This window comes from Cellulomonas sp. GTC20042 (assembly GCF_055389595.1).
Window position 1 is genome coordinate 2,922,098 of record NZ_AP043678.1, and the last position, 16,069, is coordinate 2,938,166.

Consider the following 16,069-nt stretch of genomic DNA (forward strand, 5'->3'; position numbering starts at 1 on the left):
ACGAACGACTTTGGCAAGATGAGCCCCGTGAGTGCCCCCGACGCGACGACGCCTCCCCTGGCCTTCAGCGGCCAACGCCTGGACTGGCGCGACCTGCCGCGATCGGTCCGCACCCGGATCACGGACCTCGCGGGCGCCCAGGTGACTGCCGAGACCAGCGCCACCACCGGGTTCAGCCCCGGCTTCGCCGCGGTGCTCGAGCTCGCCGACGGCCGCGGGGTGTTCGTCAAGGCGGTGTCGCCGGAGCAGAACCCCGAGTCCCCCGAGCTGGCCCGGCAGGAGATCCGCGCCGCCGCCGCGCTGCCCGCCGGGGTGCCCGCGCCCGCCCTGCTCTGGTCGGACGACGACGGCGACTGGGTCCTGCTCGGCTTCGAGGTCGCTCCCGGCCGGCCGCCGCTGCTGCCCTGGGAGCCGGCCGAGCTGCGCCAGGTGCTCGACGCGATGCAGGCGCTCGCCGCCGCCGAGCCTGTGCCGGGCCACGACCTGCCCCAGATCGCCGAGCAGCTGGTCGAGCAGTTCCAGGGCTGGCGCACGCTCGCGTCCGGGCCGGACGACGCCTTCGCCCCGCTGGACGACTGGGCCGACGGCACCGGCGCCTGGGTGCGCGAGCACCTCGACCGGCTGATCGCGTGGGAGTCCGACGCGGTGGCCGCGGCCGCGGGCACCGCCCTGGTGCACGGGGACCTGCGCGCCGACAACGTGCTGATCGACCACGACCACGGCCGCGTCGCGCTGATCGACTGGCCGCACGCCGCGGTGGGCGCACCCTGGCTCGACCTCGCGTTCATGCTGCCGAGCGTCGCCATGCAGGGCGGCGGCCGCCCGCAGGACCTGTTCTGGGCGGAGCCGGTGGCGTCCGGCCTGGACCCGGCGCAGCTGCGCGCCACGGTGGCCGGCCTCGCCGGGTACTTCGTCCGCGGCGCCCTGCTGCCCGCGCCGGTGGGCATCCCCAACCTGCGCGCGTTCCAGCGGGCGCAGGCGGAGCAGGCGCTGGCCTGGCTGCGCGACCTCGTCTGAGACCGCGCAGCCCGGCGTCACCGTGGCCGCGGGTCAGCGCAGCCGGCGCAGCTCCGCGGTGAGCGCGGGGACCACCGTGAACAGGTCCCCGACGATCCCGTAGTCCGCGATCTCGAAGATCGGCGCCTCCGGGTCGGGGTTGATCGCCACGATCGTGCCCGAGGCCTGCATGCCGCCCCGGTGGTGCACCGCGCCGGACACCCCGGCCCCGATGTACAGCCGCGGGGACACCGTCACCCCGGTCTGACCGATCTGCGCCTCGTGGCCGATCCAGCCCTCGTCGGTGGCCACCCGGGTCGCGCCGACCGCCGCGCCGAGCACGTCGGCCAGCTCCTCCAGCGGCCCGAAGTCGCCCTCGGTGCCGCGCCCGCCGACCACCACGGTGTCCGCGGAGGCGAGGTCCGGGCGGTCCGAGGGCGCCACCGGCGTCCGCTCCACCACCTCGACCCGCACCGCCCGCGCGGGCACGTCCAGGTCGATCGCCCGCACCTCGGGGGTGCTCGGGGCCTCGGCCGGGACCGCCGGGACCGCACCGGCCTTGACCATCACGACCGCCAGCGGGGTCAGCACCGCGCAGCGTGTGGTCCAGGTGCCTGCCAGCACCGTCTTGGTGGCGACCACCCGGCCTTCGGCGTCCCGCTCGACCGCGGAGGCGTCGGTGACGACACCGGCACCGGTGGCCACGGCCAGCCGCGCCACCGCCTCCTTGTTCTCGAAGGTCGAGACGGTCAGCACCGTGCCCGACCCGGCGGCGTCCACCGCCGCGCGCAGCGCCTCGGCCAGCACCGGCGTCAGCTGCGGGTCGGCGTCACCGGTCCGCACCGCGTGCACGGTGCTCACCCCGTACCGGCCCAGCACCTCCAGCGTCGCGGCGTCCGGGGCGTCGGCGCCGACCCACACGCCGTCCACCCGGTCGCCGAGCCCGCGCGCGATCGTCGCCAGCTCCAGCACCGCGGGCCGCAGCACGCCGTCCGGCTCGGACCGGTCCAGCAGCACCAGCACCGTCGTCCCGCTCACCGTGCCTCCTCCGGGGCCCGGCGCACGAGCCCGTTCTCCACCAGGTACGCGGCCAGCGCCGCCCCGGCCGTGCCGTCGTCCGTCACCAGCACCCGGTCCGTGCGCGGCGGGCGCGGCGACGCCTCCACCACGGCGGTGCGCGCGCCGGCGGTGCCGACGGCGGCCGGGTCCAGGCCGTGCTCCACCAGGTCGTCGACGGTGAGCGCCTCGACCTTCTTCTTGCGGGCGGCCATGATCCCGGCGAACGCGGGGTAGCGCGGCTCGTTGGCCCGGTCGGTCACCGAGACCAGCGCGGGCAGCGGCGCGCGCAGCACCTCGGTCGCGTGGTCCAGGTCGCGGCGGACCGTGACGACGCCGTCGGCCAGCGTGACCTGCGCGGCGAGCGTGAGCTGCGGCAGGTTCAGCAGATCCGCGAGAGCCGCGGGCAGCAGCGAGGTCAGCCCGTCCAGGCCGGCCATGCCGGTGACCACCAGGTCGACGTCGCCCACCCGGCGCACGACCGCGGCGAGCACCGCGGCGGTGCCGAACACGTCGGAGCCCGCGATCGCGTCGTCCACCACGTGCACCGCGGCGTCGGCGCCGAGCTGCAGCCCGCGACGCACCGCGTCCTCCGCGTCGTCCGGACCGACGGTCACCACGACCACCTCGGCCTCGCCGCCGGCGTCCCGGACCTGCTCTGCCAGCACGACCGCCGCCTCGACGGCGTTCTCGTCCAGCTCGTTGATGGTGCCCTCGCCGTCGTCGCGGACGAGCAGGCCGTCGGCCCGCAGCGCCCGGTCGGACTGGATGTCGGGCACGTGCTTGACGCACACCACGATCTTCACCCGAGGAACGTTACCCGCTGGGGAAGGCTGACCTCACCTGCACCTCCGGCGGATCCGGACCAGCGGGTGATCTGCACGCGGGGACATCTGCCTGTCACCTGCTCGGGCCAGAATGGACCCGTGACGCCCCCTGCCCCCGCCCGCCCCGCGCCGCCCCGCCTCGGCGTGCACGTGACCGACGACGGCATCGAGATCGGCGTGCTCGCCCCGCACGCCGAGGCCGTCGACCTGTGCCTGCTCGATCCCTACCCCGGTGCGCCCGGCGGTCACGCCGAGCGCCGGATCCGCCTGGACGGCCCCGACCTCGGCGTGTTCTCCGCCCGGGTGCCCGGCGTCCGGCCCGGCCAGCGCTACGGCCTGCGCGCGCACGGCGCGTGGGACCCGGCGGCGGGCCTGCGCTACAACCCGGCCAAGCTGCTGGTCGACCCGTACGCCTACGGGCTGGCCGGCGAGGTGTCCTTCGGGCCGGAGACCTACGGGCACGTGGTGGACGACGCCGCCGAGGGCGACCCGTACGGCCCGGCCGACCCGCGCGACTCCGCGGCGCACGTCCCGCACGGCGTGGTGATCGACCGCCGCCCCGGCCACCGCGGCCCGGCCGGTGACGCCGTCGACCCCGCCGCGAACCGCCCGTACACGCCGTGGGACCGCACCCTGGTCTACGAGGCGCACGTGCGCGGCCTCACCCTGCGCCACCCGGAGGTCCCCGCGGACCAGCGCGGCACCTACGCGGCGCTGGCCCACCCCGCCGTGGTCGAGCACCTGCTCACCCTGGGCGTCACCGCCGTCGAGCTGCTGCCGGTGCACGCGTCCTCCTCCGAGCCGCACCTGGTCGCCAGGGGCCTGAGCAACTACTGGGGCTACAGCACCCTCGGCTTCTTCGCCCCGCACCCCGGCTACGCCACCCGAGCCGCGCAGGACGCCGGCCCCGCCGCCGTGCTGGACGAGCTGCGCACCGCCGTGCACGCGCTGCACGCCGCCGGGATCGAGGTGCTGCTCGACGTGGTCTACAACCACACCGCCGAGGGCGGCCTGCCCGGCCAGCACCTCAGCCTGCGCGGCCTGGACTCCGCGGCGTACTACCTGCACGACGGCGGGCACCCGGCGGCGCTCGCCGACGTGACCGGCACCGGCAACACCCTCGACTTCCGCCGGCCCGAGGTGGTCCGGCTCGCGCTGGACTCGCTGCGGTACTGGGCTCAGGAGGTCGGCGTGGACGGCTTCCGCTTCGACCTGGCGGTCACCCTCGGGCGCGGGCACGCCGGCTTCGACCCCGACCACCCGTTCCTGGTCGCGGCGGGCACCGACCCGGCGCTGCACGGACTCAAGCTGATCGCCGAGCCGTGGGACGTCGGGCCGGGCGGCTGGCGCACCGGCCAGTTCCCGCCGCCGTTCGCCGAGTGGAACGACAAGTTCCGCAACTCGGTGCGCTCGTTCTGGCTGGCCGATCCCGGTCGCGCCGCGCACGGCCTGCCCGAGCACCGGGTCCGCGACCTCGCCACCCGCCTGTCGGGATCGGTGGACCTGTTCGGCCACTCCGACCCGCCGCTGGCCCGCGGCCCGCGCGCCTCGATCAGCTACGTCACCGCGCACGACGGCTTCACCCTGGCCGACCTGGTGGCCTACGAGCACAAGCACAACCAGGCCAACGGCGAGGACAACCGGGACGGCTCGGACGACAACCGGTCGTGGAACCACGGCGTCGAGGGCCGCGTCGGCACCGACTCGGTGGCCGTCGACATCGTGCCGCTGCGCCGCCGGTCGATCCGCAACCTGCTCGCCACGCTGCTGCTGTCCGCCGGCACCCCGATGCTCACCGCCGGCGACGAGATCGGCCGCACCCAGCGCGGCAACAACAACGCCTACTGCCAGGACTCCGAGCTGTCCTGGCTGTCCTGGGACGTCACGGGCTGGCGCGCCGACCTGCTCGCCACCGCCCGGCACCTCACCGCCCTGCGCCGGGCGCACCCCGCGCTGCGCAGCACGAGGTTCTTCACCGGACGCCCGCGCGAGGAGCGCCGTCCCGACCTCGCCCGCCCCGATCTCACCTGGTTCGACCCCACCGGCGACCCGTTCACCTACGAGCGCTGGCACGACGCCGACCTGCGCACCCTGCAGATGCTGCGCGACGTGGACGGCGACGCGGTGCTGCTGGTGATCAACGGTGCGCTCGACCCGGCGGACGTCGTGCTCGCCGACGACCGGCCGACCACGTGGACCCTGGCCTGGGACTCGACCTGGGAGCACCCCGACGAGGCGCGCACCTCCGCGATCAACGGGGCGCTGCGCGCCGGCTCCGGCAGCCGCGTCGTGCTGGAGCCGCTCAGCCTGCGGGTCTACACGGCCTGACCCCGCCGCGCAGGCCCGCCCCGTAGGCCCGCCGCGTGACCGCCCCGCGCCCGCGCACGACCCACGCGTTCCGGCCCCGCGCACGCCGGAGGGCCGGGCGCACGCCGGAGGGCCGGGCGCACCCGCACCCGGCCCTCCGTCACGCACGTCCCGCGGCGGCGTCAGCCCGCGTTCGCCACCAGCCCCACCTCGGCCACCGAGGCGAGCCCGGCGTGCCGCGGCACCACGCGCACGCTGTACCCGAACGGCCCGGAGGCGTCCAGCAGCACCTCGCCCGCGAAGGCGTGCCGCCCGGCCTCGTAGGACTCCGCGAGCGCCAGCGGGTCGACCGTGAAGGACGCCAGCTCGTCGGACTCGGACACCCGGCCGTGCACGACCTGCACCTCGACGTCCGCCGGGTCCAGGTCACCCAGGGACACGTAGGCCTTGACGTGCAGCGCGTCGCCGACCTGCGGCACCTCGCCGACGCCGCCGGACTCGACGTGGTCCACCCGCACCTGCTGCCAGCCCGCGCGCACGCGGCCCTTCCAGGCGGCGAGCTCGCGTGCGCCGGTGAACCCGGTGCCGCCCGCGAGCGCCCGGCCGGCCACCGTCGCCGGCAGGTACAGCCGGTCCACGTAGTCGGCGACCATGCGGGTGGCCTGCACCTTCGGGCCGAGGGTGGCCAGCGTGTGCCGGACCATCTCCAGCCAGCGGCCGGGCAGCCCGTCGGCGTCCCGGTCGTAGAACCGCGGGGCCACCTGGTGCTCGATCAGGTCGTAGAGCGCGGCGGCCTCCAGGTCGTCCCGGTGGTCGGGGTCCTCGACGCCGTCGGCGGTGGGGATCGCCCAGCCGTTCTCGCCGTCGAACCACTCGTCCCACCAGCCGTCCAGGATCGACAGGTTGAGCCCGCCGTTCAGGGCCGCCTTCATCCCGGAGGTGCCGCAGGCCTCGAGCGGGCGCAGCGGGTTGTTCAGCCAGACGTCGCAGCCCGGGTAGAGGGTCTGCGCCATGGCGATGTCGTAGTTCGGCAGGAACACGATCCGGTGCCGCACGCCCGCCTCGTCGGCGAACCGCACGAGCTGCTGGATCAGCCGCTTGCCCTGGTCGTCGGCGGGGTGGGACTTGCCGGCGATCACCAGCTGCACCGGCCGCTCGGGGTGGGTGAGCAGCGCGCGCAGGCGGTCGGGGTCGCGCAGCATCAGCGTGAGGCGCTTGTAGGTCGGCACCCGGCGGGCGAAGCCGATCGTCAGCACGTCCGGCGACAGCACGTCGTCCACCCAGCCGAGCTCGGCCGGGCTGGCGCCGCGGCGGGCCCACGAGGCGCGCACCCGGCGGCGGGCGTCCTCGACCAGCTGGGCGCGCAGCGTGCGGCGCATCTGCCACAGCTCGGCGTCGGTGATCGCGTCGGTGCGCAGCCAGCCGTCACCGGTGGCGATCTCGTCGTGGGTCAGCCGGGACCCGGCCAGGTCCACCAGCCGGCGGTCCACCCACGTCGGGGAGTGCACGCCGTTGGTGACCGAGGTGATCGGCACCTCGACGTCGTCGAAGCCCGGCCACAGCCCGTTGAACATGCCGCGGGAGACCTCGCCGTGCAGCAGCGAGACGCCGTTGGCGCGTCCCCCGAGCCGCAGGCCCATCACCGCCATGTTGAACATGAGCGGGTCGCCGCCCTCGTAGTCCTCGGCGCCGAGCGCCAGCACCCGCTCCACCGGAACGCCCGGGGCCGCGTTGCTGCCGCCGAAGTACTGCTGCACCAGGGACGCCTCGAAGCGGTCGATGCCCGCGGGCACCGGCGTGTGGGTGGTGAACACCGTCGCGGCGCGCACCGCCTCCAGCGCCTCGGCGAAGCCCAGGCCCGCGCCGTCGACCAGCTCGCGGATCCGCTCCACCCCGAGGAACCCGGCGTGGCCCTCGTTGGTGTGGTAGACCTCCGGCTCCGGCGCACCGGTCAGCCGCGACCACAGCCGCAGCGCGCGCACGCCGCCGACGCCGAGCAGCAGCTCCTGCTGGAGCCGGTGCTCGCCACCGCCGCCGTACAGCCGGTCGGTGACCTTGCGGGCGGCCTCGTCGTTCTCCGGCACGTCCGAGTCGAGCAGCAGCAGCGGCACCCGGCCCACGGTCGCGTTCCACACGTGCGCGTGCAGCGTGCGGTCGCCGGGCAGCGCGATCCGGATCACCGCGGGGGTGCCGTCCTGCTCGCGCAGCAGCGTCAGCGGCATGCCGTCCGGGTCGAGCACCGGGTAGGTCTCCACCTGCCAGCCGTCCCGGGTCAGCGACTGCTTGAAGTACCCGGCGCCGTACAGCAGGCCCACGCCGATGATCGGCACGCCCAGGTCGGACGCGCTCTTCAGGTGGTCGCCGGCCAGGATCCCGAGGCCGCCGGAGTACTGCGGCAGCACGGCGGTGATGCCGAACTCCGGGGAGAAGTAGCCGATCGCGGCGGGCAGCTCGGGGTGCCCGGCCTGCTGGCGCTGGTACCAGCGGGGCGCCTGGAGGTACTCGTGCAGGTCGGCGACCGCCGCGCGCACGGCACCCACCACGTCCGGGTCGGCGGCGAGCTCGGCCAGGCGCTCGGGGCGCAGCGCACCGAGGAGCGCGACCGGGTCGCCCTGCACCTCGGCCCACAGCGCGGGGTCGATCTGCTCGAAGAGGTCGCGGGTCGGGGCGTGCCACGACCAGCGCAGGTTGTGCGCCAGCTCGTCCAGGTCGGCGAGCGGGGCGGGCAGCGACGTGCGGACCGTGAATCTGCGGATGGCTCTCACACGGTCGAGCGTACGCAGGTCGAGCCCCCGTCGAACAGCCCTTCGGTCCCCCACGGACACCGGACGGACCCGCACGGGTGCACCCGTCCGCGCACGTCGCACGCCTGCGGCCTCGTGTCCGGATGCCCGACGCCCCGCGCAGTGGATAGGTTCGTGCTGTGACTCAGACCTCGGCGCCCCGGGACCCCGCCCCTCGCCGCTCCCGCGAGCGCACCGCCGGTGCCGCCGCCCCCGCCCGTCCGCAGCCGGTGCTCGGCCACCCGCCGATCGGCCGGATCCCGGTGGTCGACGTCTCCCCCGTGGTCGAGGGCGGCCGCTGGCCGGCGAAGGCCACCGTCGGCGAGGCCGTGCCGGTGCGTGCCACCGTCTTCCGCGAGGGCCACGACGCCGTCGCCGCCACCGCCGTGCTGGTCGGGCCGGACGGCACCGATCGCGCCCGCGGCCTGATGGTCGACATCGCCCCCGGCCTGGACCGGCTGGAGGCGCACCTCGTCCCGGACGAGCCCGGCCGCTGGGGGCTGCGGGTCGACGGCTGGTCCGACCCCTACGCCACCTGGGCGCACGACGCCGCGATCAAGGTCGCCGCCGGGGTGGACGTCGAGCTCATGCTCGAGGAGGGCGCCCGGCTGCTGGAGCGCGCCGCCGCCCGCACCGCCGACGACACCGGCACGGGAGTCCCCGAGGCGCACCGCCGCACCTGGCAGGACGCCGTGGTGGCCCTGCGCGACACCGGCCGCCCGGCCCCCGCCCGGCTGGCCGCCGGTCTCGGCGAGGACGTGCGCGACGCGCTCGCCGCCCACCCGCTGCGCGACCTGCTCAGCCCGTCGCCGGTGTACCCGCTGGTGGTGGACCGCCCGCTGGCGCTCGCCGGCGCCTGGTACGAGATCTTCCCGCGCTCGATCGGTGCCACCTACGACCCGGCCACCGGCACCTGGACCTCCGGCACGCTGCGCACCGCCGCCGAGGACCTGCCGCGGATCGCCGGCATGGGCTTCGACGTCGTCTACCTGACACCGATCCACCCGATCGGCACCACGCACCGCAAGGGCCGGAACAACACCCTGGAGACCCGCCCCGGCGATCCCGGCTCCCCGTACGCGATCGGCTCGCCGGACGGCGGCCACGACGCGATCGAGCCGTCGCTGGGCACCTTCGCGGACTTCGACGCCTTCGTCGCCCGCGCCCGGGACCTCGGCATGGAGGTCGCCCTCGACCTCGCCCTCCAGTGCTCCCCGGACCACCCGTGGGTCGCCGAGCACCCGGAGTGGTTCACCACCCGCGCCGACGGCACGATCGCCTACGCCGAGAACCCGCCGAAGAAGTACCAGGACATCTACCCGCTGAACTTCGACAACGACCCCGAGGGCATCGCCCACGAGGTCCGCCGGGTGCTCCAGGTGTGGATCGACCACGGCGTCACCGCGTTCCGCGTGGACAACCCGCACACCAAGCCGCTCTCGTTCTGGGAGTGGCTGCTCGCCGACGTGCGCGCCGCCCACCCCGAGGTGGTGTTCCTCTCCGAGGCGTTCACCCGCCCGGCGATGATGCTCAACCTCGGGCGGATCGGCTTCCACCAGTCGTACACGTACTTCACCTGGCGGAACACCAAGGAGGAGGTCGCCGAGTACCTCGCCGAGGTGTCCGGCGAGCAGGGCGCGTGGATGCGCCCGAGCTTCTGGCCGACCACCCACGACATCCTCACCCCGACCATGCAGACCGGCGGTGCGGCCGGGTTCGCCCTGCGCGCGGTGCTCGCCGCGCTGGGATCACCCACCTGGGGGATCTACACCGGCTACGAGCTGGTCGAGGACGTGCCGCGCCCCGGGGTCGAGGAGCAGATCGACAACGAGAAGTACGAGTTCAAGCCGCGCGACTGGGCCGCCGCCGAGGACCTCGGGATCGCCCGGCTGCTGACCTCGCTCAACGCGATCCGCGCCGCGCACCCCGCGCTGCGCCAGCTGCGCAACCTCACCGTGCACCCGACCACCGATCCCTCGCTGGTCTGCTTCTCCCGGCACCTGCCCGCGCACCTGTCCCCCACCGGCGTCGCCGACACCGTGCTCGTGGTGGTCAACCTCGACCCGCACGCCGCCCACGACGGCGTGCTCGAGCTCGACCTCGCCGCGCTCGGGCTGGACCCGGGATCCCCGGACGCCCGGTTCGTCGCGCACGACGTGCTCTCGCAGGAGGTCTACGCGTGGGACGGCCGGCCGTGGGTGCGGCTCGACCCGCAGGCACGGGTGGCGCACGTGATCCAGGTGGAGCGGGTGTGACCCCCGCGGGCGGGACGGGCGGCGTGCCGGTGCCGCCCGCGAGCGCGGTGCGGCCCGCGTCCGCGCGCCCCGCCTCCCCGCCCACCGGGCAGATCGCGGTCGGCGCCCTGCCCGCCCGCCGCCGGCCCGAGGTGCCGGCCGGTGCGCCCGTCGCCGATCCGCCCGGCCACCCGGCCGCCGACCCGGCCCGCCCCGGCCTGCGCGAGGACCCGGACTGGTACCGCACCGCCGTGTTCTACGAGGTGATGATCCGCTCGTTCTCCGACTCCTCGGGCAGCGGCAGCGGCGACCTGCGCGGGCTCACCGAGCGGCTGGACTACCTGCACTGGCTCGGGGTGGACTGCCTCTGGCTGCCGCCGTTCTACCCCTCACCGCTGCGGGACGGCGGCTACGACGTCGCCGACTACACCGCCGTGGCCCCGCAGTACGGCACCCTGGACGACTTCACCGACCTGGTCGCGCAGGCCCACGAGCGCGGGATGCGCGTGGTGGTCGACCTGGTGATGAACCACTCCAGCGACCAGCACCCCTGGTTCCAGGCCTCGCGCTCCGACCCGGACGGCCCCTACGGCGACTTCTACGTCTGGGGCGACGACCCCACCCGGTACCAGGACGCCCGGATCATCTTCGTCGACACCGAGACCTCCAACTGGACCTTCGACCCGGTGCGCCGGCAGTACTTCTGGCACCGGTTCTTCAGCCACCAGCCGGACCTCAACTTCGACAACCCGCGTGTGGTCGACGCCATGATGGACGTCGCCCGGTTCTGGCTGCGCCTCGGGGTCGACGGTTTCCGCCTGGACGCGGTGCCCTACCTGTACGAGCGGGACGGCACCAGCTGCGAGAACCTGCCGGAGACGCACACCTTCCTGCGCGACCTGCGGGCGATGATCGACGCCGAGTTCCCGGGCCGGATCATGCTCGCCGAGGCCAACCAGTGGCCGCAGGACGTCGTGCACTACTTCGGCACCGAGGCCGAGCCCGAGTGCCACATGTGCTTCCACTTCCCGGTGATGCCGCGGATCTTCTACGGCCTGCGCGACCAGCGCGCCACCGCGATCGTGGACATCCTGGCCGACACCCCGGCGATCCCGGCGGGCGCCCAGTGGAGCACCTTCCTGCGCAACCACGACGAGCTCACCCTCGAGATGGTCTCCACCGAGGAGCGCGCGTCCATGTACGGCTGGTACGCCCCGGACTCCCGGATGCGCGCCAACATCGGCATCCGGCGCCGGCTCGGCCCGCTGCTGGACGACTCGCGCAAGGAGGTCGAGCTGGCCCACGCGCTGCTGCTGTCGCTGCCGGGCAGCCCGTGCCTGTACTACGGCGACGAGATCGGCATGGGCGACAACATCTGGCTGCCCGACCGCGACGCCGTGCGCACGCCGATGCAGTGGACGCCGGACCGCAACTCCGGCTTCTCCACCGCCGACCCCGGCCAGCTCTACCTGCCGGTGATCCAGTCGCTGGTGCACCACTACAACAACGTCAACGTCGAGGCGCACCTGGCCCAGCCGACCTCGCTGCTGCACTGGGTGCGCGGCATGCTCGCCGTGCGCCGTCGGTACTCCGCGCTCGGTCGTGGCGACTTCACCGTGGTCCCCGGCGACAACGACGCCGTGCTCGCCTTCCTGCGCCGCACCCCCGAGCAGACCGTGCTCGTCGTCGCCAACCTCGCCTCGACCGCCCGCGCCAGCACCCTGCGGCTCCCGGACCTGCCGGGCGCCGCCCTGCACGACGTCTTCGGTGGCTCCGCGTTCCCCGCGGTCGGCGCCGACGGCACGCTCTCCCTCACCCTCGGATCACGCGACTTCTACTGGCTGGCGGTGACCTGATGACCGAGCGACGGGTCGAGCACGAGGCGCGCGACGACGCGCTGGCCGCGCTGCTGGGGCCGTGGCTGCCGGCCCGGCGCTGGTTCCCGGTCAAGGGCACCGCCGCCCGGATCGAGGCCGTCGGCGGGACCACCCTGACCGACCCCGAGCACGAGGCCGAGGTCCGGGTGCTGCTGGTCCGGGCCGCCGCCTCCGGCGCCGGGGCGGTGCTCCAGGTGCCGCTGGTGCTGCTGCCGGCGGACGTCGTCGCGCCGGGCGCCGACGGTGACCCCGCGCTGGTCGGGACCCTGCCGGACGGCACCACGGTGCTCGACGGCGCCGGCCACCCCGCCTTCCTGCGCGCCTGGATCGCCGCCGCCGACCTCGCCGACGCGGGTCTTGCGCACACCCCGCACCTGGGCGCCCCGCGCGTGCTGCCCGGCGAGCAGTCCAACACCTCGGTGATCCTGCCCGGGGCCGGCCCCGACGGCAGCACCGCCATGCTCAAGGTCTTCCGCGGGCTGTCCGACGGCGCCAACCCCGACGTCGACGTCCCGCGTGCGCTGGCCGGCACCGGGTGGACCCACGTGCCCCGTCCGCTCGCCTGGATGAGCGCCGCGTGGCCGGATCCCCCTGAGCGGGGCGAGGGGCGCGAGGGGCGCGCGGGCTCCGACCCGGACGGCGGGGTCGTAGACGGCGGCGTGGCGCACGGCCACCTCGGCGTGCTGTCCGTGTTCGTGCCCGGGGCCACCGACGGCTTCGAGCTCGCCTGCGACCTCGCCGCGCGCGGGGAGTCCTTCGCCGACCTCGCCGAGGACCTCGGCGCCGTGGTCGGGCAGATGCACCGCGCGCTCGCTGCCGCGCTGCCGGTGGGCGGGGGCGGGGGTGAGGCCGGTGCGCCGCCGGCCGCCGATCCCCTGCCGCCGGCCGATGCCGCGCTGCCAGCCAATCCCGCGGCCCCGGCCGATGCCGCGCCGGCGGCCGATCCCGACGCACCCGCGGCGCCCGGCCGCGACACCCTCGACGACGCCGCCACCGCCGCCGGAGCCCTGCGCGACCGCTTCGCCTGGGCGTCCGCCGCCGTGCCCGAGCTGCACCGGCACGCCGCTGCCGTCGACCGCCTCGCCACGGCCACCGCCGCCCTGCACGACCTGCCGCCGCGCCAGCGCGTGCACGGCGACCTGCACCTCGGCCAGGTGCTGCGCGGCGACGGCACCTGGTACGTCCTCGACTTCGAGGGCGAGCCGCTCGTCCCCGTCGCCCAGCGCACCCGCCCCGACCTGGCGCTGCGCGACGTCGCCGGGATGCTGCGCTCGATCGACTACGCCGCCGCCGTCGGCCACGCACGCCCGGGATGGGCCGCCGACGCCCGCCGCGCGCTTCTCGCCGGCTACGCCGCCCGGTCGGCCCCGATCGGCCCCGCCCTGCGCGACCACCTGCTCCGCGTGCTCGAGCTCGACAAGGCGCTGTACGAGGCCGTCTACGAGGCGCGCAACCGGCCCACCTGGACCGCGATCCCCCTCGACGCGATCGAGCGCCTGCTCGGCTGACCGCGACGCGCCGACCAGCACCTGCGCGCCGTGTCCCTGCGCGAGCGGCCCGGTGGTGGTTGGGTAGGGACATGGATCGCCCGGCCGAGACGTCGCCCGTCACCGTGGACCCCGGAACCCTGCGCGCCGTCGCGTCGGGCACCTTCCACGATCCGCACTCCGTGCTCGGCGCGCACCTGACCGGCAGCGGTCTGCTCGTGCGCACCCTGCGCCCGCTCGCCGACTCCGTGGTGGTCGTCACCGCCGCCGGCCGCACCCCCGCCGAGCACGTGCAAGACGGCATCTGGGCCGCCCTGCTGCCCGATCGCGAGGTCGTCGACTACCGGCTCGACGTCACCTACGGCGCCGACACCACGCGGGTCGACGACCCCTACCGCTACCTGCCCACCGTCCAGGAGCTGGACCGGCACCTGATCCGCGAGGGCCGGCACGAGCAGCTGTGGACCGTGCTGGGCGCGAACGTGCACCGCTACCCCGGTGCGCTCGGCGAGGTCGAGGGCACCGCCTTCGCGGTCTGGGCGCCCAACGCCCGCGCCGTGCGCGTCGTCGGCGACCTCAACCACTGGCAGGGCGTCAGCCACGCCATGCGCTCCCTCGGCGACTGCGGCGTGTGGGAGATCTTCGTCCCCGGTGTCGGCGCCGGTGCGCGCTACAAGTTCGAGATCCTCGGCTCCGACGGGCACTGGCGGCAGAAGGCCGACCCGCTCGCCAAGGGCACCGAGGTCCCGCCGGCCACCGCCTCCGTCGTGGTGGAGTCGGTGTTCTCCTGGGGCGACGCCCCGTGGATCGAGAACCGCCGCACCCACGACGCCCACGGCGGCCCGATGAGCATCTACGAGGTGCACCTCGGCTCGTGGCGGCAGGGCCTGTCCTACCGCGACCTCGCCTCCCAGCTCACCGAGTACGTGCTCGACCTCGGCTTCACCCACGTGGAGTTCCTGCCGGTCAGCGAGCACCCCTTCGGCGGGTCCTGGGGCTACCAGGTGTCCTCGTACTACGCGCCGACCTCCCGGTTCGGCCACCCCGACGACTTCCGGTACCTGGTCGACACCCTGCACCGCGCCGGGATCGGCGTGCTGCTCGACTGGGTGCCGGCGCACTTCCCCAAGGACGAGTGGGCGCTCGCCCGCTTCGACGGCGGACCCCTGTACGAGCACCCGGACCCGCAGCGCGGCGAGCAGCCCGACTGGGGCACCTACGTCTTCGACTTCGGCCGCGCCGAGGTCCGCAACTTCCTGGTCGCCAACGCGACCTACTGGCTGGAGGAGTTCCACGTCGACGGGCTGCGGGTCGACGCCGTGGCCTCCATGCTCTACCTCGACTACTCCCGCCAGCCGGGACAGTGGACCCCCAACGCGCACGGCGGCCGGGAGAACCTGGAGGCCATCTCCTTCCTGCAGGAGACCAACGCCACCGCCTACCGCCGCAACCCCGGTGTCGTCATGATCGCCGAGGAGTCGACAGCCTGGCCGGGCGTCACCAGCCCCACCGACGGCGGCGGGCTCGGGTTCGGGCTCAAGTGGAACATGGGCTGGATGAACGACACGCTCCGCTACCTCGCCGAGCAGCCGATCAACCGGCGCTACCACCACAGCGAGGCCACGTTCTCGCTGGTGTACGCGTTCTCCGAGCACTTCGTGCTGCCGCTCAGCCACGACGAGGTGGTGCACGGCAAGGGCTCGATCATGCGCAAGATGCCCGGGGACGACTGGCAGCAGCGCGCCGGTGTCCGGGCGCTCCTTGCGTACCAGTGGTCGCACCCCGGCAAGCAGCTGCTGTTCATGGGCACCGAGTTCTCCCAGGGCACCGAGTGGGCGGAGTCCCGCTCGCTCGACTGGTACCTGCTGGACCACGCCCCGCACCGCGGCGTGCAGTCCGCCGTGCGCGACCTCAACCGCTTCTACCGCGAGCACCCCGCCCTGTGGGCGCTGGACCACTCGCCGCAGGGCTTCGAGTGGATCGACGCCAACGACGCCGACCACAACGTGCTGGCCTACCTGCGCCGGGACGACCAGGGCGGCGTCGTGGCCGTGGTGGTGAACTTCTCCGGCGTGCCGCACGAGTCCTACCGGCTCGCGCTCCCCCAGGGCGGTACCTGGATCGAGGCGCTGAACACGGACGCCACGGAGTACGGCGGCTCGGGTGTCGGCAACCTCGGCGCCGTCGAGGCCCGTCCCGAGCCGCACCACGGGCGCGCGTTCTCCGCCACCCTGCGCGTGCCGCCGCTCGGCGTCCTCTTCCTCACCCCCGCCTGAGACCACACCCCTCGGCGAAGTAGGACTCCGCGGTACCACCACGGCAGCAGCCGACGTCGGTGATCGCGGGTGTGCCCCGGTGTCGGAGACGCGCACTGCCGTTCAGCACGGCCTCCCGCGGCCTGCGGCCCAGCCTGACAGCCTGCCGAGCCCCGCCATTTGTGCGTCTGCCCGTGTCACGGACCTGGCGTCAGGACACCGCGACCCCGCGTATGAATGCGCCCGG

Annotated in this window: 9 protein-coding genes; 6 read left to right on the top strand and 3 right to left on the bottom strand. The window is 74.8% G+C overall.

From position 1 onward, the window contains the following. The first annotated feature begins 18 nt into the window (after window positions 1–18). A complete protein-coding gene (locus tag ACZ5HG_RS13600; protein ID WP_464177144.1) occupies window positions 19–1,017 on the top strand; it encodes a phosphotransferase family protein in 999 nt (332 codons plus the stop codon). Between the two features lie 33 nt (window positions 1,018–1,050). Here the strand turns inward: ACZ5HG_RS13600 and ACZ5HG_RS13605 are convergent, their stop codons facing one another. After that, window positions 1,051–2,034 carry an electron transfer flavoprotein subunit alpha/FixB family protein gene (locus tag ACZ5HG_RS13605; protein WP_464177147.1) on the bottom strand — a complete coding sequence of 328 codons (984 nt, stop codon included), beginning with the start codon at window positions 2,032–2,034 and terminating at the stop codon, window positions 1,051–1,053. Continuing rightward, window positions 2,031–2,858, bottom strand: coding sequence for an electron transfer flavoprotein subunit beta/FixA family protein (locus tag ACZ5HG_RS13610; protein WP_464177149.1), 828 nt, complete (start codon window positions 2,856–2,858; stop codon window positions 2,031–2,033). Before ACZ5HG_RS13610 ends, ACZ5HG_RS13605 begins: the two co-directional genes overlap by 4 nt. A gap of 120 nt (window positions 2,859–2,978) precedes the next feature. On the opposite strand from ACZ5HG_RS13610, the gene glgX reads away from it, so the two are divergent. Further along, window positions 2,979–5,207: a glycogen debranching protein GlgX gene (gene glgX, locus ACZ5HG_RS13615; RefSeq protein WP_464177152.1), complete on the top strand. Its 2,229-nt coding sequence runs from the start codon at window positions 2,979–2,981 to the stop codon at window positions 5,205–5,207. A 161-nt stretch (window positions 5,208–5,368) separates the two neighbouring features. Here the strand turns inward: glgX and glgP are convergent, their stop codons facing one another. Continuing rightward, window positions 5,369–7,951, bottom strand: coding sequence for an alpha-glucan family phosphorylase (gene glgP, locus ACZ5HG_RS13620; RefSeq protein WP_464177154.1), 2,583 nt, complete (start codon window positions 7,949–7,951; stop codon window positions 5,369–5,371). Between the two features lie 158 nt (window positions 7,952–8,109). On the opposite strand from glgP, the gene ACZ5HG_RS13625 reads away from it, so the two are divergent. The 4 genes from ACZ5HG_RS13625 to glgB all read left to right on the top strand — a co-directional run bounded on the left by ACZ5HG_RS13625 (window position 8,110) and on the right by glgB (window position 15,843). Beyond that, on the top strand, window positions 8,110–10,224 hold the full coding sequence (locus ACZ5HG_RS13625) for an alpha-1,4-glucan--maltose-1-phosphate maltosyltransferase (RefSeq protein ID WP_464177157.1): 2,115 nt from the start codon (window positions 8,110–8,112) through the stop codon (window positions 10,222–10,224). 47 nt (window positions 10,225–10,271) lie between these two features. Beyond that, the gene (gene treS / locus ACZ5HG_RS13630) at window positions 10,272–12,059 is read left to right on the top strand and encodes a maltose alpha-D-glucosyltransferase (protein ID WP_464182161.1); all 1,788 of its coding nucleotides are present in this window, start codon (window positions 10,272–10,274) and stop codon (window positions 12,057–12,059) included. Beyond that, window positions 12,059–13,588 carry a maltokinase N-terminal cap-like domain-containing protein gene (locus ACZ5HG_RS13635; RefSeq protein ID WP_464177159.1) on the top strand — a complete coding sequence of 510 codons (1,530 nt, stop codon included), beginning with the start codon at window positions 12,059–12,061 and terminating at the stop codon, window positions 13,586–13,588. The genes treS and ACZ5HG_RS13635 overlap by 1 nt, the downstream gene beginning before the upstream one ends. A gap of 71 nt (window positions 13,589–13,659) precedes the next feature. After that, the gene (gene glgB, locus ACZ5HG_RS13640; RefSeq protein ID WP_464177161.1) at window positions 13,660–15,843 is read left to right on the top strand and encodes a 1,4-alpha-glucan branching protein GlgB; all 2,184 of its coding nucleotides are present in this window, start codon (window positions 13,660–13,662) and stop codon (window positions 15,841–15,843) included. The last annotated feature ends 226 nt before the right edge of the window (window positions 15,844–16,069 follow it).

Bases quoted from the DNA above. Each gene is read 5' to 3' on its own strand.
- ACZ5HG_RS13635 (WP_464177159.1), top strand. From the start codon at position 12,059: ATGACCGAGCGACGGGTCGAGCACGAGGCGCGCGACGACGCGCTGGCC.
- ACZ5HG_RS13600 (WP_464177144.1), top strand. From the start codon at position 19: ATGAGCCCCGTGAGTGCCCCCGACGCGACGACGCCTCCCCTGGCCTTC.
- glgB (WP_464177161.1), top strand. From the start codon at position 13,660: ATGGATCGCCCGGCCGAGACGTCGCCCGTCACCGTGGACCCCGGAACC.